Source organism: Halomonas kalidii (assembly GCF_030010475.1).
Taxonomy (GTDB): domain Bacteria; phylum Pseudomonadota; class Gammaproteobacteria; order Pseudomonadales; family Halomonadaceae; genus Halomonas; species Halomonas heilongjiangensis.
In genome coordinates, this window is sequence record NZ_JASCQN010000010.1 from 1 (window position 1) to 16,887 (window position 16,887).

General features: G+C 69.9%; 16 protein-coding genes. 6 read left to right on the forward strand and 10 right to left on the reverse strand.

Annotated elements, in window-relative coordinates; genetic code table 11:
• Nucleotides 1-281 precede the first annotated feature (281 nt).
• The 4 genes from QLQ85_RS01630 to QLQ85_RS01645 all read left to right on the forward strand — a co-directional run bounded on the left by QLQ85_RS01630 (nt 282) and on the right by QLQ85_RS01645 (nt 4,088).
• Complete coding sequence (locus tag QLQ85_RS01630) at nt 282-1,676, forward strand: MFS transporter (RefSeq protein WP_282737401.1); 1,395 nt, start codon at nt 282-284, stop codon at nt 1,674-1,676.
• 81 nt (nt 1,677-1,757) lie between these two features.
• On the forward strand, nt 1,758-2,384 hold the full coding sequence (locus QLQ85_RS01635) for a single-stranded DNA-binding protein (protein ID WP_282737402.1): 627 nt from the start codon (nt 1,758-1,760) through the stop codon (nt 2,382-2,384).
• Between the two features lie 49 nt (nt 2,385-2,433).
• Nucleotides 2,434-3,321, forward strand: a complete 888-nt coding sequence (locus QLQ85_RS01640) for a sugar nucleotide-binding protein (protein WP_282737403.1) — start codon at nt 2,434-2,436, stop codon at nt 3,319-3,321.
• A gap of 2 nt (nt 3,322-3,323) precedes the next feature.
• The gene (locus tag QLQ85_RS01645) at nt 3,324-4,088 is read left to right on the forward strand and encodes a lysophospholipid acyltransferase family protein (protein ID WP_282737404.1); all 765 of its coding nucleotides are present in this window, start codon (nt 3,324-3,326) and stop codon (nt 4,086-4,088) included.
• A gap of 79 nt (nt 4,089-4,167) precedes the next feature.
• Here the strand turns inward: QLQ85_RS01645 and fabB are convergent, their stop codons facing one another.
• Nucleotides 4,168-5,385 (reverse strand): beta-ketoacyl-ACP synthase I, encoded by a 1,218-nt coding sequence (gene fabB, locus QLQ85_RS01650; RefSeq protein WP_282737405.1) that lies wholly within the window; start codon nt 5,383-5,385, stop codon nt 4,168-4,170.
• 13 nt (nt 5,386-5,398) lie between these two features.
• Entirely contained in the window at nt 5,399-5,914 is a 516-nt protein-coding gene (fabA, locus tag QLQ85_RS01655) for a 3-hydroxyacyl-[acyl-carrier-protein] dehydratase FabA (RefSeq protein ID WP_282720195.1), read from the reverse strand.
• A gap of 232 nt (nt 5,915-6,146) precedes the next feature.
• On the opposite strand from fabA, the gene QLQ85_RS01660 reads away from it, so the two are divergent.
• Nucleotides 6,147-8,018, forward strand: a complete 1,872-nt coding sequence (locus QLQ85_RS01660) for a putative bifunctional diguanylate cyclase/phosphodiesterase (RefSeq protein ID WP_282737406.1) — start codon at nt 6,147-6,149, stop codon at nt 8,016-8,018.
• Between the two features lie 41 nt (nt 8,019-8,059).
• Here QLQ85_RS01660 and QLQ85_RS01665 read toward each other — a convergent pair whose 3' ends face one another.
• From QLQ85_RS01665 to QLQ85_RS01700, 8 genes are all read right to left on the reverse strand, one after another.
• Complete coding sequence (locus QLQ85_RS01665) at nt 8,060-9,331, reverse strand: SAM-dependent methyltransferase (RefSeq protein ID WP_282737407.1); 1,272 nt, start codon at nt 9,329-9,331, stop codon at nt 8,060-8,062.
• Complete coding sequence (locus QLQ85_RS01670) at nt 9,328-10,092, reverse strand: DUF1365 domain-containing protein (RefSeq protein WP_282737408.1); 765 nt, start codon at nt 10,090-10,092, stop codon at nt 9,328-9,330. Before QLQ85_RS01670 ends, QLQ85_RS01665 begins: the two co-directional genes overlap by 4 nt.
• Nucleotides 10,089-11,459: an NAD(P)/FAD-dependent oxidoreductase gene (locus tag QLQ85_RS01675; RefSeq protein WP_282737409.1), complete on the reverse strand. Its 1,371-nt coding sequence runs from the start codon at nt 11,457-11,459 to the stop codon at nt 10,089-10,091. The genes QLQ85_RS01670 and QLQ85_RS01675 overlap by 4 nt, the downstream gene beginning before the upstream one ends.
• Nucleotides 11,456-12,259 carry an SDR family NAD(P)-dependent oxidoreductase gene (locus tag QLQ85_RS01680; protein WP_282737410.1) on the reverse strand — a complete coding sequence of 268 codons (804 nt, stop codon included), beginning with the start codon at nt 12,257-12,259 and terminating at the stop codon, nt 11,456-11,458. Before QLQ85_RS01680 ends, QLQ85_RS01675 begins: the two co-directional genes overlap by 4 nt.
• A 55-nt stretch (nt 12,260-12,314) precedes the next feature.
• Entirely contained in the window at nt 12,315-12,755 is a 441-nt protein-coding gene (locus QLQ85_RS01685; protein WP_282737411.1) for a nuclear transport factor 2 family protein, read from the reverse strand.
• A gap of 28 nt (nt 12,756-12,783) precedes the next feature.
• Nucleotides 12,784-14,202, reverse strand: a complete 1,419-nt coding sequence (gene phrB, locus QLQ85_RS01690; RefSeq protein ID WP_282737412.1) for a deoxyribodipyrimidine photo-lyase — start codon at nt 14,200-14,202, stop codon at nt 12,784-12,786.
• Between the two features lie 20 nt (nt 14,203-14,222).
• A complete protein-coding gene (locus QLQ85_RS01695; RefSeq protein ID WP_282720187.1) occupies nt 14,223-15,137 on the reverse strand; it encodes a MerR family transcriptional regulator in 915 nt (304 codons plus the stop codon).
• A gap of 123 nt (nt 15,138-15,260) precedes the next feature.
• Entirely contained in the window at nt 15,261-15,641 is a 381-nt protein-coding gene (locus QLQ85_RS01700) for a sirohydrochlorin chelatase (RefSeq protein WP_282737413.1), read from the reverse strand.
• Nucleotides 15,642-15,789: 148 nt separating this feature from the next.
• Here QLQ85_RS01700 and QLQ85_RS01705 point away from each other — a divergent pair, with 148 nt between their 5' ends.
• Nucleotides 15,790-16,695 carry a TIGR01777 family oxidoreductase gene (locus QLQ85_RS01705; RefSeq protein ID WP_282737414.1) on the forward strand — a complete coding sequence of 302 codons (906 nt, stop codon included), beginning with the start codon at nt 15,790-15,792 and terminating at the stop codon, nt 16,693-16,695.
• Nucleotides 16,696-16,887: the final 192 nt, after the last annotated feature.

A 16,887-nucleotide genomic window follows, 5' to 3' on the forward strand; every position in this document is an offset into this window, starting at 1 on the left:
GCGACGACTTCCCGGAGCCGGAGAGCCCGGTGACCACGATCAGGGCGTCGCGGGGCAGCTCCACATCGATCTGCTTGAGGTTGTGGGTGCGGGCACCCCTGACCAGAATCCTGTCCATTCCCACCTCGAGACGCACGGCAAAAGCCCGATTATACGTCCGCCGCCGCATCACCGGCAAAAGCGTTGCCGGCGAGCGGCTTTCCCTGGGGGGCGGCGAGCCGCTAGAATGTGCGGTCCACCAACGGGTAGACGATGCCCGCTCACGGAATGCCGAAAACTCTATGCGAAAGGTCTCAGGACTGCTGTTAGCCACCGAGCGGCGCGCCATCACGGGCCTGGCCGGCCTCTATGCCACGCGCATGCTGGGCCTGTTCATGGTGTTGCCGGTACTGGCACTCCATGCCGACGATCTGGCCGGCGCCACGCCGCTGCTGGTGGGCCTGGCGCTGGGTATCTACGGACTGACCCAGGCGGTGTTGCAGATTCCCTTCGGCCTGCTCTCCGATCGCCTCGGTCGCAAGCCGGTGATCGCCGCCGGGCTGCTGCTGTTCCTGATCGGCAGCGTGGTCGCCGCCCAGGCGGACAGCATCGGCGGGGTGGTGCTGGGGCGCTGCCTGCAGGGCAGCGGGGCGGTGGCCGCGGCGATCATGGCGTTGCTCGCCGATCAGACCCGCGAGCAGGTCCGCACCGCGGCCATGGCGACCATCGGCCTGTCGATCGGTGTGGCCTTCGCCGTGGCCATGGTGCTCGGGCCCTGGCTGGCGTCGTGGCGGGGGCTGTCGGCGGTGTTCTGGTTCACCGCGCTGCTCGCCGTCCTCGGGCTGCTGGTGCTGTGGAAGCTGGTACCGCCGGCGCCACGCCGGTTGCGCCACCGCGACGTGGGGCTCGACCGTGACCAGTGGCGGGCGATCGTCGCCCGCAGCGATCTGTGGCGGATGGACCTGTCGATCTTCGCCCTGCACCTGATCCTGATGGCGATCTTCGTCGCCGTGCCCTTCCGGTTGCTGGAGGCGGGCATCGCCCTCGAGCGCCATGGGCTGACCTACCTGGGGGTCATGGTGCTGGCCTTCGCCTTCATGGTGCCGCTGGTGATCGTCGCCGAGAAGCAGCGCCGCATGAAGGCCATGTGCCTGCTGGCGATCGCCGCCATCACCCTTAGCCTGGGCGGGCTGGCGGGGCTCGCCGCGGGGTGGTGGGGGCTGTTCGGCTGGTTGTTGCTGTTCTTCACCGCGTTCAACCTGCTCGAGGCCACCCTGCCCTCGATGCTCAGCAAGTTGGCCCCGGCCGGGGCCAAGGGCACCGCCATGGGCATCTATTCCACCAGCCAGTTTCTCGGCGCCTTCCTGGGCGGGGTGCTGGGCGGTTTCCTGGCCCAGCAGTGGGGGCTGTCGGCGGTCTTTCTCGGTTGTGCCCTGCTCGGCCTGGTGTGGTTGGCGCTGATGGTCGGCATGACGGCCCCCCGGCACCTCTCCAGCGAGGTGGTGGCGCTGGAGGGCGAGCCCCATGGCGACGCGCTGGAGACGCTGATGGCGCATCTCGCCGAGGTGGCCGGGGTCGAGGACGTGCTGGTGGTGCCCGAGGAGCGGCTAGCCTACCTCAAGGTGGATCGCCAGCGCCTCGACGAGGAGGCCCTGACGCGGCTGATTGAGTCACGCAGGGGCCACAGCGACGCCTGAGCAGCGTATGATCTGACACAGGGCGCCGTTCGCGCCACGCATTCCACCGCATCACGAATTCACGACAGCAAGGAGTCCCTCATGGCCCGCGGCGTCAACAAGGTCATTCTCATCGGCAACCTGGGACAGGATCCGGAAGTTCGCTTCATGCCTTCCGGCAATCCGGTCGCCAACCTGCGCCTCGCCACCACCGATACCTGGACGGACCGCCAGAGCGGCCAGCGCCAGGAGCGTACCGAATGGCACACGGTGGTGATGTTCAACAAGCTCGCCGAGATCGCCCAGCAGTACCTCAAGAAAGGGGCGCGCATCTACATCGAGGGGCGGCTGCAGACCCGCAAGTGGCAGGGCCAGGACGGCCAGGACCGCTACAGCACCGAGATCGTCGCCAACGACATGCAGATGCTCGATTCCCGCAGCGGCGGCGACTTCCAGGGTAGCGGCTCAGCCCAGCAGGGCGGCGGCATGGCTCCCCAGCAAGGGGGGGGCTATCCGGGGCAGCAGCAGGCGCCGGGCGGGTATGGCAACGCGGCCCAGCAGGGTGGCGGCTTCGGCGGCGGCCAGCCCCAGCAACGCCCGGCTCCGCAGCCGGCGCCCCAGCCGGCGCCCCAGCCGGCGCCCCAGCAGGGCGGCGGCCAGCAGGGCGGCAACTATGGTGCTCCCGACCCGGGCAGCTTCGATGACTTCGACGACGAGATCCCGTTCTGAGTGAGCTGCCACTGATGCCCGGGCGGCGTTGGAACCCGAAGGAGACGCCGTGAAGCTGCTGATACTCGATGCCGGCCACTGCCTGAGCCTGGCGCTGGTCCGGGAGGCCAGCCGGCGTAGCGATACCGAACTGGTCATCGAGGTCGGCCTCGCGCTCGATGAGGGGCGGCTCGAGGAGATCGCCCCCGATGCCCTGGTGATTCCGCCCCTGGCGCGGCCGATCAGCGCCGAGCCGGCCGCCGTCACCGCCCATGCCGAGGCGGTGGAGGCGTGCATGGAGGCCTGTCTGACGGCCGACGTGCCGCTGGTGTGGTGCGTCTCCGACCAGCTCTACCAGGATGGCTTCGAGGCGCCGATCGACGAGCATGTCATCCCCGCCCCGCGGGATGAGAGCCTGCGTCGGCTGGTCGCCACCGGCGATCGTATCCGCGCCGAGCACCCGCGGCACCTGATCGTGCGGCTGGGGCCGCTGTTCGCCCTGGAGGGCAGCAACGCCTGGCTGAATGAACTGATCGATACCCTGGTGGCGGGAGGAGAGCTGCGCGGCGAGTCCGACGTGACCTTCTGCCCGACCTCGGCGGATGCCGTGGCCATGGCGTTGATCGGCATGCTCCAGCAGCAGCACTGCGGTGCCGGTGCTTGGGGCAGCTACCACCTGGCCGGTACCGAGCCGGTCAGCGCCTACACCTTCATCTCCATGGTGCGCACCCAGTTGGCGACCCGCCTGGAGGGCCGTGGCGAGCACCTCGAACTGGGCGGCGTCAAGGCGCTCCGCCACCACCACGACCAGCCACTGCGCCGGGTGCTCAACTGTCGTCGGGTGCTGGCGGTGTTCGGTGTGCACCAGAAACCCTGGCGGCTGGAGCTGGGTCGCATGCTGGATGCCTGGTGCCGTGCCAACGACCGCATCCGCTCCGACTCGGAGGTCGAGGAGTGACCATGAACGTGCTGCGTAGCCTGCTGTTCTATGCCGGCTATTTTCTGGCCATATTGATCAGCGGGGTGTTGTTCCTGCCGGTGGCGCCCCTGCTGCCGCTGGCCAAGCGCTACCGGCTGCTGAATCTCTACAACCACTTCATCATCGCCTGGTTCCGCCTCGCCTGTGGGGTGCGCTACGACGTTCGCGGGCGCGAGCGGTTGCCCGAGGGGCCCTGCGTGATCCTGGCCAATCACCAGTGTGAATGGGAGACGGTCTACCTGCAGCTGATCAAGCCGCCGGTGTGCACGGTGCTCAAGCGCGAGTTGCTCAACATTCCACTGTTCGGCTGGGGGTTGCGCCTGCTGCACCCCATCGCCCTGGATCGCTCGAAGCCGGCCCGGGCCATGCGACAGGTGCTCAGCCAAGGCAAGACGCGCCTGGAGGAGGGGCTGTCGGTGCTGATCTTTCCCGAGGGCACCCGGGTGGCACCGGGGTGCCGCAAGCGCTACAACAAGAGCGGCGCGGTGATCGCCTGTCGGGCGGGCAGACCGGTGGTACCGGTGGCCCACAATGCCGGCGAGCGCTGGCCGGGCAGGCACTGGGTGAAGAACCCCGGGCGTCTCTCGCTGGTGGTCGGCGAGCCCATCGAGACCGTCGGGCGCTCGCCCGAGGAGGTGCTGGTCGAGGTGGAGGCGTGGATCGAGGCGCGGCTCGCGGAGATCTCCGAGGTGCCCCGGCCGACGATGCCGGAAGCGGCCCCGGCGGCCGAGAAGCCGATGGCCTGACGCACCGCTCGCCGGTGGTCACGACGCAAGAGGCGCCCCATCGGGGCGCCTCTTGCGTATCGGCCCGGCTCCGCCGGGGTCAGTCGCGGAACTTCTCCAGCACCAGGCAGGCGTTGGTGCCACCGAAGCCGAAGCTGTTGGAGAGAACGCGTTCGACCTTCACGCCGTCGCGACGCGTCGTGACGATGTCGAAGCCGTCGGCCTGCTCGTCGAGGGTCTCGACGTTGGCGGAGGCGGCGATGAAGTCGTTCTCCATCATCAGCAGCGAGTAGATCGCCTCCTGCACGCCGGTGGCCCCCAGGGAGTGGCCGGTCAGCGACTTGGTGGAACTCATCGCCGGGGTGCTGTCGCCGAACACCTCGCGAATCGCCTTGAGCTCGGCGACATCGCCCACCGGGGTGGAGGTGCCGTGGGTGTTGATGTAGTCGATCTCGCCGTTCACGGTGGCCAGCGCCTGACGCATGCAGCGTGACGCACCCTCGCCGGAGGGCGCGACCATGTCGTGGCCGTCGGAGGTGGCGCCGTAGCCGGTCACCTCGGCGTAGATCCTGGCGCCGCGGGCACGCGCGTGCTCGAGCTCCTCGAGCACCAGCATGCCGCCGCCGCCGGCGATCACGAAGCCGTCGCGGGCCTTGTCGTAGGGCCGCGAGGCCTTGTCGGGGGTGTCATTGTAGTGGGTCGACAACGCCCCCATGGCGTCGAACAGGCACGACAGGGTCCAGTGTTCCTCCTCGCCGCCCCCGGCGAAGACCACGTCCTGCTTGCCCAGCTGGATCTGCTCCATGGCGCTGCCGATGCAGTGGGCCGAGGTGGCGCAGGCCGAGGAGATCGAGTAGTTGACGCCCTTGATCCGGAACGGCGTGGCCAGGCAGGCGGAGACGGTGCTGCCCATGGTGCGGGTGACCCGGTAGGGGCCGACTCGTCGCAGGCCCTTCTCGCGCATCACGTCGGCGGCTTCGACCTGGTTGGCGCTGGAGGCGCCGCCGGAGCCGGCGATCAGGCCGGTGCGCTCATCGGAGACCTGCTCCGGGGTGAGGCCGGCGTCCTCGATGGCCTGGGCCATGGAAACATAGGCGTAGGCCGCGGCGTCGCCCATGAAACGACGCAGCTTGCGGTCGATCAGGGCATCGAGGTCGATGTCGACGACGCCGGCGACCTGGCTGCGGAAGCCGCGCTCGGCGTACTCCTCCTTGAAGCGAATGCCGGAGCGCCCCGCCTTGAGCGCCTCGAGAACCTGTTGCCGGTCGTTGCCCAGGCAGGACACGATGCCCAGGCCGGTGACTACCACTCGTCGCATGGAAGCCTCCTGATCAGAAGTTCGCGGTGGAGGTGAACAGGCCGACGCGCAGGTCATTGGCCTGATAGATGTCGCGGCCATCGACGGATACGGTGCCGTCGGCCATGCCGAGGATCAAGCGCCGGGTGATGATGCGCTTGATGTTGATCCGGTAGGTGACCTTCTCTGCCTCGGGAAGGATCTGGCCGGTGAACTTGACCTCGCCGCAGCCCAGCGCCCGGCCACGCCCCGGGTGGCCCAGCCAGCCCAGGTAGAAGCCGACCAGCTGCCACATGGCATCGAGGCCCAGACAGCCGGGCATCACCGGGTCGCCGGGGAAGTGGCAGTCGAAGAACCACAGGTCGGGACGGATATCCAGCTCGGCGATCAGCTCGCCCTTGCCGTGATCGCCGCCGTCTTCGAAGATGCGCGTGATGCGGTCGAGCATCAGCATGTTGGGAGCCGGCAACTGCGCGTTGCCCGGGCCGAACAGCTCGCCGCGTGAGCAGGCCAGCAGTTCTTCACGATCAAAGGAGTGTTGCTTGGTCACTGAATCATTCCGAGTGTCGACGTTGTTGTATGCCGCGAACGGCATGCTGCCGCCGAGCGGCCCGACTAGTCTACTGTCCGTGGCCCGGGAATGCACGCCGGGCCGCAGGCGTTGAAACCCGCCCACCCTCGCCGGGTTACAGTTATGCGGCCGGCTGCCGATATCGGGGGGTACGAATATATCGCCCGCGCCAGGCGCGATGCCATCCACCCGCCCGAGCCGAGTCTTCCCCATGTGGCCAGCCTTCTCGCTCAACCGCCCGCTGCTCTGGACCGGCCTCGCCGCCCTGTCGGCGAGTATCTGGCTGCCCGGCGTCGCCCTGCGCCTGGCGGCCGCCTCCCTGGTGGCGCTGGGGCTGATGGACGCCTGGCGACAGGTGCGTCTGGAGCACCAGCGTGCCCGACTGGGCCAGGATGCCCTGGCGCTGTCGGAGGACGGAGTGATCATCACCGACGCCGACAATCGCATCCAGGCGGTCAATCCCGCCTTCACCCGCATCACCGGTTATTCCGCCGAGGAGGTGCGCGGCCGCAACGCCACCACCCTTTCCGCTCCGCGCCACGACAAGGCCTTCTTCGAGCGCTACTGGCAGACCCTGCGCAGTACCGGGCGCTGGGAGGGGGAGATCTGGAACCGGCGCAAGCATGGCGACGAGTACCCCGAGTGGCTGCGGGTCCGGGCGGTCAGCGACGAGCAGGGGCGCATCACCCACCACGTCTGCCTGTTCACCGACATCTCGATGCACAAGGCCCGGGAGCGGGACCTGCGTCGCATCGGCTTCGAGGATCCGCTCACCGGCCTGCCCAACCGTCGCCGCCTGCATGACCTGCTCGACTCCCGGCTGCGCCATCTGCGGGCCGGCGAGAGCCTGGACATGGCGCTGATCGACATCGACGGCTTCAAGTCGATCAACGACGGCCTGGGGGTGGAGATGGGGGACCGCCTGCTGGCGCGTTTCGGCCAGCGGCTCGCCGGCCACGTGGCCGGCGGCGTGGTAGGCCGCCTCGGTGGCGACGAGTTCATGGTGATCCGCACCACCACCTTCGACGACCATGACAACTGGATTGCCGCCCTCCAGGCCCACCTGGGCGAGCCCTTCGAGATCGAGGGGCACTCGCTGCGTTTCGGTCTGACCATCGGCAGCTGCCGGGCGCCCGAGGACGGCCGCGAGTCCGGCGTGCTCTTCCAGCGGCTGGAGTCGGCGCTCTATGCCGCCAAGCGCCATGGGCGCAATCACAGCCAGCGCTTCCGGCCGGCGCTGGACATGCAGGACAGCCCCCAGCTGGGGCTGGTCAACGAGCTGCGTCATGCGCTGGCCACCGGCACCCAGCTGGAGCTCCACTACCAGGGGCAGCATCACCTGGCGGATGGTGCCCTGGTCGGCCTCGAGGCGCTGCTGCGCTGGCGTCATCCGCGGGACGGCATGATCTCGCCGGCGGACTTCATCCCGCTGGCTGAGCGCCACGGCCTGATGGCCTCGCTGGGCAACTGGGTGATCGACCAGGCGCTGGCGCAACTGGCGTGCTGGCGGCGTCTCGGCATGCCCGAGGTGCCGGTGTGGATCAACGTCTCGGCGTTGCAGATGTTCCAGGGCGAGCTGGAGTCGGCGCTGGCCGCCGGGCTCGCCCGGCACGGCATATCGGCCGAACGGCTCGGCCTGGAGATCACCGAGTCGGTGCTGCTCGACGAGCGGGCCGGCGATATCGCCCCGCGCCTCGGCGTGCTGCGCGAGCGTGGCCACCCCATCGCCATCGATGACTTCGGTACCGGGTATTCGTCGCTGGGCTACCTCAAGAAGCTGCCGCTGGACAAGCTCAAGCTCGACCGCGCCTTCATCAAGGCCCTGCCCGATGATCGTGCCGACGCGGCCATCGTCGGTGCAGTGCTGGCCATGGCGAGGGGGCTCGAGCTCGAGGTGATCGCCGAGGGGGTGGAAACGATCGCCCAGCGGGACTTCCTGCGGGCGGCGGGGTGCTCCCTGGTGCAGGGCTTCCTCTATGCCCGTCCGCTGCCGGCGGAGCTGCTCGAGGCGCAGTGGCAGGAGCACGAGTCGGCCGGGGGCTCGCCGGACGGCGCCCGGGTGGCGGCGGAAGCGACCGCCTAGCTCCCGGCGGGGCGATGGCCAGACCGGGGTGGCCCTGCCGGTCACAGGGCCCCGGTCTGCGGGGCCGGTCGAGCGCCGGGCTTGGCCAGCAGCAGGTGGCAGGTGCCGATGGTGCGCTCGAGGAAGCCCCCCTCGCAGTAGCAGAGATAGTAGCGCCACATGCGGATGAAGCGCTCCTCGTAGCCGAGCCTGCGTACGGTCTCCAGGTTGGCCTCGAAGCGGTGGCGCCACTCGCGCAGGGTGCGGGCATAGTGCAGGCCGATCTCGTCCAGCGCCAGCACGTTGAGCGAAGTGTGCCGGGCCAGGCCGTCGAGGATGGCGCGGTGCGAGGGCAGGAAACCACCGGGGAAGATGTAGCGCTTGATGAAATCCATCTCGCGCTTGGCCGCCTCGAAGCGCTGGTCGCGGATGGTGATGGCCTGCAGCATGGCCAGGCCGTCGTCGCCGAGCAGCCGGTCGAGGGTCGCCAGGTAGGTATCCAGGTAGTGGTGGCCCACCGCCTCGATCATCTCCACCGAGATCAGCCGGTCGTAGCGCCCCGTGAGCTCCCGGTAGTCCTGGCGAAGCAGGGTGATCCGTTCGCCCAGGCCCTCGGCCTCGATGCGCCGGGCGGTGTGGGCGTACTGCGCCTCGGAGATGGTGGTGGTGGTGACCCGGCAACCCCGGGTCTTCGCCGCGTGGATGGCCAGCCCTCCCCAGCCGGTGCCGATCTCCAGGAGGTGGTGGCCGGGGTGCACGTCGAGCCGGTCGAGCATCAGCTCGAGCTTGTGGGTCGAGGCCTCCTCCAGGCTGGCCTCGGCGTGGGGGAAGACCGCACTGGAGTACATCCAGTGCTGCCGGTCGAGGAAGGTGGCGAAGAGGTCGTTGCCGATATCGTAGTGGGCCGCGATGTGACGGCGGGCCCCCTGGCGGGTGTTGCGCTGCAGGGCGTGCAGCGCACTGAGCAGCCAGCGCCCCAGGCGGGCGGGGCCGTTCTCCAGCTCACCGTTGACCCGCTCCAGGTTGAGCGCGAACAGCCGGATCAGCGCCACCAGGTCATCGGCGTCCCAGTCGCCGTCCATGTAGGCCTCGGCGGCGCCCACGGTACCGCCCAGCGCGACACGCTTCCAGACCCGGCTGTCGCGTATCACCAGGGTCACGGCGAGATCGCCACCCTGGCCCAGGCGATGGCGCTGATGACCCTCGATCAGGGTGATGTCACCCCCCTCCAGGCGGTCGAGCCGGGCCAGCAGGCGCGGCTTCAGCCAGCGAGTCGGGCGATCGGCATCGGCCGGGACCGGGCGGGCCGGGGTGGCGGAGCGAAGCGTATTCACGACGAGGTCTCCTCGCGACGGGGGTGGTCATGGACGGGCACGCGCTTGAGCCAGAGCCGGAGCGCCTCGAAGTGGATGCCGGCGAGCGTCTTGGTGCTCATCCAGGGCTGGCGGGCCAGGGTCGCGAGCAGCACGCGGCGGGTCGCCGGCCGGCCTTCGAGCGTCAGGGTGGCGTCGAAGTGGCGCTGCCCCGCCTGCCAGGTCTCCATGTGCATCGCCAGCCGCTCGCCCGGGGTGGTGAAGCGCCAGCGGTAGGTCATGTCCATGGGGTGGAAGGGCGAGACGTGCAGCGTCTTGGCGAACTCGGCGGTGTGGGCATGGCGGTGCGGGGACACCGCGCAGGCGTAGCGGGCGCGCTCTCCCCAGGGGGTGTTGGTCACCTCGCCGAGCACGGCGCGCAGCTCGCCGTGGGCATCGTAGGCGTAATAGAGCGAGAGCGGGGTGAAGCCGACCCCCAGGGTGCGCAATTGGGTGAGCAGGCAGATGCGGCCGTCGGGGGCGAAGCCGAGCCGGCGCGCCAGTTCCTCGCGCACCGCGTCCTCGAGTGGCCGGTCGTGGGGGGCGAGGTAGTCCTCGCGGCGGAAGCGGGCCAGGGCCGGGCGCCGGGCGCTGAAGCCGGGCACGCCATCGAACAGCTCGGGCAACTCGTCGAGGTCGAGCCAGGCCATCCATACCCCGTAGGCGAAGGCATGCCGGCGCGGCAGGAAGCGGCGGTGGCGCAGGCTGCCGCGGTAGATCCGCGAGCGCGGGGAGTCGATCATCCGCGGGCCTCCGGTGCGACGATCCGGCCCACCGGGGGGGCGCCCATGACGGCCGCGCAGGGCGTGTCATCCGCGTCGCAGCCCAGGGCCCGGGCGACGCGCAGGGCGCTCCAGACGCCATCCTCGTGGAAGCCGTAGCGCCAGTAGGCGCCGCAGAAGTGAGTGCGTCGCGCGGGGCCGGAGATCTCGCCGTGACGCGCCTGGGCAGCGTGGCCGGCGAGGGTGAACTGAGGATGGGCATAGGTGAAACGGCCCAGCACCCGGGCGGGGTCGATGGCGGCGGCGTCGTTGAGCGTCACGCAGAAGGTGTGCGGGGCGTCCAGGCGCTGCAGGATGTTCATGGCGTAGGTCACCGAGACCCGCGCGTCCTCGCCGCGGCCGTCCAGACGGTAGTTCCAGCTCGCCCAGGCACGGCGCCGGCGCGGCAGCAGACGGGTATCGGTGTGCAGCACCACCTCGTTGTCCCGGTAGGGCAGCGCGCCGAGAATCTCGCGCTCGGCGTCGCTCGGGTCGTCGAGTATCGCCAGCGCCTGGTCGGCGTGACAGGCCAGCACCGCCTGGTCGAAGGTCTCGGCGCCGGCGGCGGTGCACACCCGCACGCCATGCGGGTCGCGCTGGAGGTGGTGCACCGGCGTGGCCAGGCGTATGCGCTCGGCGTAGGGGGCGGTCAGCGCGGGAATGTAGGCGCGAGAGCCGCCCACCAGGGTGTGCCACTGGGGTCGGTCGTCGATCGACAGCAGGCCGTGGTGACCGAAGAAGCGCACGAAGAAGAGCAGCGGGAAAGCGCGCAGGTCGCCGAGGCTGGCCGACCAGATGGCCGCCCCCATCGGCAGCAGGTAGCGCAGCTGGAAGTCGGTGCCGTAGCCGCGGGCGTCGAGCCAGGCACCGAGCGTCATGGCCGGATCCAGGCCGCCGGCCTCCAGGGCCCGGGTCGCCTCACGGTTGAAGCGCAGGATGTCGCCCAGCAGGCGGTAGAAGCGCGGACGCAGCAGGTTGCGGCGCTGGGCGAACAGCGAGGCCAGGGTGTGGCCATTGTATTCGAAGTCCCGGGCCGTCTCGTGCACCGAGAAGCTCATCTCGGTGGCTTGGCTGGCCACGCCGAGCCTCGACAGCAGGCGCCGGAAATGGGGGTAGGTCCGGTCGTTGAAGACGATGAAGCCGGTATCGATGGCGTAGTGGCGCCCCTCCAGCCACACATCGATGGTGGCGGTATGGCCACCCAGGCGCTCGGCGGCTTCGAACAGGGTCACCTCATGGCGACCAGAGAGGTACCAGGCCGCGGCCATGCCGGCGATGCCGCTGCCGATCACGGCGATGCGTTGGGCGCCATTCCGCTGGCGCGACGGCGGGAGGAAGGGGGCGGTCATGGGCGTGGCTCCGGTGCTCCCTGGCCTGCCGTGGTACGGGTCAGGCGCAGGCCGAGACAGTGGCGCAGGCCCGGCGGCAGGATGCCCAGCAGCCGGACCGGCAGGGTGAAGCGGCGCGGGAAGTGGATATCGAGCCGGCGCCTTGCCAGCCCCGTGAGGATCGCGTCGGCGGCCGCCGGGGCGGTGATGCGCATGGGCATGGGGAAGTCGTTACGCGCGGTCAGTGGCGTCTCGACGAAGCCCGGGTGGATCAAACTGATGTCGATGCCCTCGGCATGCAGGTCAAGCCGCAGCGACTCCATGAAGTGGCTGAGCGCCGCCTTGGAGGCCCCGTAGGCCGCGGCCCGCGGCAGGGGGAGATAGGCCGAGGCGCTGGAGGTGGCGGCGAGCAGCGGCCGCCCGCCCTCGGCGCGGGCCCGGCGCAGCAGCGGCAGGGCGGCGTCGACACAGTGCAGGGCGCCGAAGAGGTTGGGCGCGAAGACCCGCTCGACGAGGTCCAGGTCGAAGTCGCGGGCGTCGAGGTATTCGCAGGTGCCGGCATTGAGGATCACCAGGTCCAGGCCGCCGAAGGCCTCGGCGAGACGCTCCCCGGCCCGTCGCACGGCGGCGCGGTCGCTCACGTCGAGGGGCAGCGGCAGGGCGTCGTCCCGGTCGCCGGCGAGTTCGCCGAGCGCCGACGCGCTGCGAGCGCTCAGGGCGACCCGGTGCCCCTGAGCGAGCAGCCGCTCGGCCAGGGCGCGGCCGATGCCCGAGGTCGCCCCGGTCAGCCAGATCCGCTGCCTGCCATGCAATGCCGTCATGCCTCGCCCCTCGATCGTTGTGCGCCGACAGGCGCCTCGTTGCATACCCGACCCCTCATCGGCCCAGGCGCCGCTTGACCAGTCTCACCGCGCCGCCCAGCAGCGGCAGGCGCTCGTAGACCAGGGCGCCGGCATCGAAGTAGTCGCGGTGTCGTGCCACCCGACCGGCGTCATCCGGTGCGAAGTCCAGCCGCGAGCAGCCCTCCACCGCGATCATCCGGCCGCCATCGAGTCGCGGGTGCACCAGCTGCATGGTCCAGGTGACGAAGGCGGTGTCGCCCTGGCGTTGCCGGTGGTGAAAGTCGAACCGGCATGATGTGACGTTCTCGTACAGGGCGGTGAAGTAGGCTTCCAGCGCCTCTCGACCCTCGATGCGGTGCAGGGGGTCGACGAAGGATACGTCTCCTGTGTAGAACATGTATAGCTTTTTTGTACATGTCTTGTCTAGTTTATTGAAGAAGGCGCAGAAGGCCTCCAGGGCGGGGTCCCGGTGCATGGCGATCTCCTCCGGTGGGGGGCGGGGTTCAGGCCGGCTTGAGGGCCTTGAAGGCGTCCAGGGCGCGGGCCCGGGCGGCCTTGTGGTCGACGATGGGGGGCGGGTAGTCGAGCTTCTCGAGCGGGTCACGCGGCGGCGCATGACGGGCCCGGGCCGGCAAGGCGGCCAGCTCGGGCAGCCACTCGGCGAGGAAGGCGCCGCCCGGGTCGAAGCGCTGCGACTGGGTGGTGGGGTTGAAGATGCGGAAGTAGGGGGCGGCATCGGTGCCGGTGGAGGCCGCCCACTGCCAGCCGCCGTTGTTGGCACAGAACTCGCCGTCGACCAGGTGGCGCAGGAAGAAGGCCTCGCCGCGTCGCCAGTCGATCAGCAGGTGCTTGGCGAGGAACATGGCGGTGATCATGCGCAGCCGGTTGTGCATCCAGCCGGTGGTCACCAGCTGGCGCATGGCCGCATCGACGATGGGATAGCCGGTACGCCCCGCGCACCAGGCACGAAAGCCGGTGTCGTCGTCGCGCCAGGCGAGGGCCTCGGTGGGGGCCTGGAAGGCGCGGTGGCGGCAGACCCGGGGAAAGCCGAAGGCGACGTGCCGGTAGAATTCCCGCCACACCAGTTCGCTGACCCAGGCCGTGAGCCCGGCGTCGCCCTCGGTGAGGCTACCGTCGTTCTCGGCCAGCACCGCCTGCAGGCACTGGCGATGGGAGATCATGCCGAGCGCCAGATAGGGCGAGAGTTCGCTGGTGCCGCGGATCGCCGGGGCATCGCGGCGGTGGGCATAGTGGCGGCCGCGAAAGCGCAGGAAGCGCTCGAGCCGGTCGGCGGCCGCCTGCTCGCCGGCGGGCCATGTCCGGCGATCAATCGGGGTGTCATCGAGCTCGGGTAGCCCGGGCAGCGGGTCCGCGGCGATGGGCAGGCGCGCCTGGGGCGTGGGGGCGTCGCTGAGCGCCAGGCGCTCGGGAGTGAGCCGGCGCTGCCAGGCCTTGGCGAAGGGGGTGAAGACCCCATAGTAGTCGCCCTTGCCGGTCAGCAGCTCGCCGGGGGAAAAGGCGACGCTGTCGTGATGCCCCCGCGCCGCCAGCCCGGCGGACGCAAAGGCGCCGATCACCGCCGCGTCGCGGCGCACCTCGTCGAGGGGATACTCGTGGTTGAAGTGCAGTGCCTTGGCGCCGGTGTCCCGGGCGATGACCAGCAGTGTCTCGGGGGCTTCGGCGAAGTCGTCGAGCTCGCGATGGAGCAGCGGGATGCCGAGACCCTCGAGCGAGGCCTTGAGTGCCGCCACGCCACGTGCCCAGAAGTCGAGCTTGTTGGCGCCGTGGCCATGGCGCTGCCAGTGGGGCAGGCAGCGCAGGAAGACCGCGATCACCGGCCCCTGGCGAGCCGCGGCGGCCAGGGCGCGGTTGTCGTGGATGCGCAGGTCGCTGCGGAACCAGATCAGCACGGGGGCGGGCATGGGTGGGCTCCGTCGGTCGTTCAGCGATCCCTGATCAGTGACCCCAGGCGGGCGATGGCCTGGGGCAGGTCGTCGCCCAGCACTTCGACCCGGCTCGGGTCCAGGTCGGCGGCCCGTATCCGGGCCACCGGACCACACAGGGCCAGCGGGGCATCGAGCTGCTCGGCCAGGCGCGGTAGCTGGCGTCGTATCAGGTCGGCACGTTCGGCCTTGCCGCTGGCCAGCAGCAGGGCCGAGGCCTGGAAGCGCTCCATGGCCAGCGGCAGCTCGGTGAAGGGCAACGGGGCATCGAACAGCTGCACCCGATAGCCCTCGTCGCTGGCGGTCAGCGCCGCCAGCAGCATCCACAGCGGGCCGGGGTCTTCCGGCAGCTGGCCGATCAGCACCAGCGGTCCGGTGGCGGTCTGGTTGGCATGATAGAGCCGGGTGCCGATACGGGTGCGCAGGAAGGCCTCGAGGGTACGGCGCTGGAGCAGGGCGCCGAGCTGGTCGTCCCAGTGCTCTTCCCGCTCGCGAATCACCGGCTGCCACAGCTCGGCGACGCAGGTCGTGACCGGATAGAGGGCCAGGCTCTGGTTGAACAGGATCTCCAGCCGAGGCAGGTCGAAGGCCTCCAGGGCCGCGACCAGCTGGTGGCGCTGGCTCGGCCAGTCGCCGGCGGAGGGGGCCGGCGCCTCGACCGGCTCGGGCTGTTCGAGCAGTTCCCGCACCTGGCTGACCGGCACGCCACGATTGAGCCACTGCAGGATGCGTTCGATGCGGTCGATGTCGTCACGGGCATAGAGGCGATGGCCCTTGGGCGTGCGGCGGGGCCGAATCAGGCCGTAACGGCGCTCCCAGGCCCGCAGGGTGACCGAATTGACGCCGGTCAGCCGGGAGACCTCCCGGATCGGATAGAGCGGCGTGTCGGCCGGGTGGGTCGCCTTGTCACTCATGGGCGGCTGTGCCTCTTGCTGATCGCTTGCCCCGCCGGTGTCGAGGCGGCCGGAGTTCAGGGGCTGATTTTGTACAAGTCACTGTCAATGTACAACATGGGGCCGGGTATTCGCCTCGGCGTTTCAGCCGGACGCGGACTCGCCGGCCTGCTCGGCGATCACGGCGGCCAGGGCCTCGACGAAGGCCGGATGCTCGCCCACCGGCGGCAGCAGATGCAGCTCGATGCCGGGGTGGGCGTTGGCCAGGGCGGCGACCTGCCCGGGAACGTCCTTGCGCAGGTGGCGTCCCGCGGCGAAGAACAGCGGCAGGATCTCGGCCCGTTCGACACCGGCCGTTGCCAGCTCGGCCACGGTGGTCTCCAGGGAGGGCTCGCTGAGCTCCATGTAGGCGAGTCGCAGCGGGGTCTCCAGGCGTCGGGCCAGCGCCTCGGCCAGGCGCTCGAAGGGGGCCCGCCAGTGGGGGTCGCTGGAGCCGTGGGCGAGCAGGATCAGGGCGTAGGGCATGCCGGGGAACCTCCGGATGTCGAGAGTCGTGGCTGAATGTCAGGACGCCTGGGCGCCGCAGGTTCGCGCAACTGAAAGGGGTTTCAGCTAGACTAGCAGAAGTGTACAACGACTGTATAACTCATCGGCGCCTAAGGAGGGATCCACGATGCGAGTGCTGATCACCGGGGGAAGCGGCTTCGTCGGGCAGCGATTGTGTCAGCGGCTCAAGGAGGCCGGGCATCGCCCGCTGGTGGTCTCCCGGGAGCCGGATCGGGTGCGTGACCGGTTGCCGAGTGGTACCGACATCCGCCGTTCGGTGCTGGACTTCGTCGACACGCCGCCCGCCGCCATCGTCAACCTGGCCGGGGAATCCATCGCCGCCCGGCGCTGGAGCGACGACCAGAAGAAGCGGCTCATCGACTCGCGGGTCAACGTCACCCGCGACCTGGTGATGCTCTGCGAGCAGCTCGCCTCGGCCGGCGGGCGTGCCCCGGCGGTGATGGTGTCGGCCTCGGCCATGGGCTACTACGGCGACCAGGGCGACCGGGAGGTGACCGAGGAGACCCCGCCCCATGACGAGTTCACCCATCGCCTGTGCAAGCGCTGGGAGGATACCGCCAGTGAGGCGGCGGACTTCGGCACCCGGGTGGCACTGTTGCGTACCGGCCTGGTGCTCGATCAGGGGGGAGGCGCCCTGCAGAAGATGCTGCCGCCCTTCCGGCTGGGGTTGGGGGGGCGGTTCGGCGACGGCCAGCAGTTCATGCCCTGGGTGCACCGGGAAGACCTGGTGCGCGCGATCCAGTTCCTGCTCGACAACGAGGAGCTCGAGGGCCCCTTCAACGGCAGTGCCCCGCATCCGGTGACCAACGCCGAGTTCACCCGGGTGCTGGCGAAGCAACTGCGCCGCCCGGCGGTCTTGCCGGTGCCCGCCATCGTGCTCGAGACCGCCTTCGGCGAGATGTCGCGGCTGCTGCTGACCGGCGCCGACATGCGCCCGAAGCGGCTGCTCGACGCCGGCTTCGAGTTCCGCTTTCCGACGCTGGAGGCAGCGCTGGCCGATATCCTGGGCTGATGTCCTGAGTCGTATCGCCGGATCAGCCCCACTAGCCATCGCCCGGGTTCGACAAGGCAGCGGCGTCACCGCTCGGGGCTGATCCGCCGACAGGCCTGCGAGGAGGCGCTGTAAACCCCTCCCTGGGCGCTACATTTGCCATCCATGGCAAATGACCTCCACTTCGGCCTGCCCTCGGCGCCCCTCGCTCTG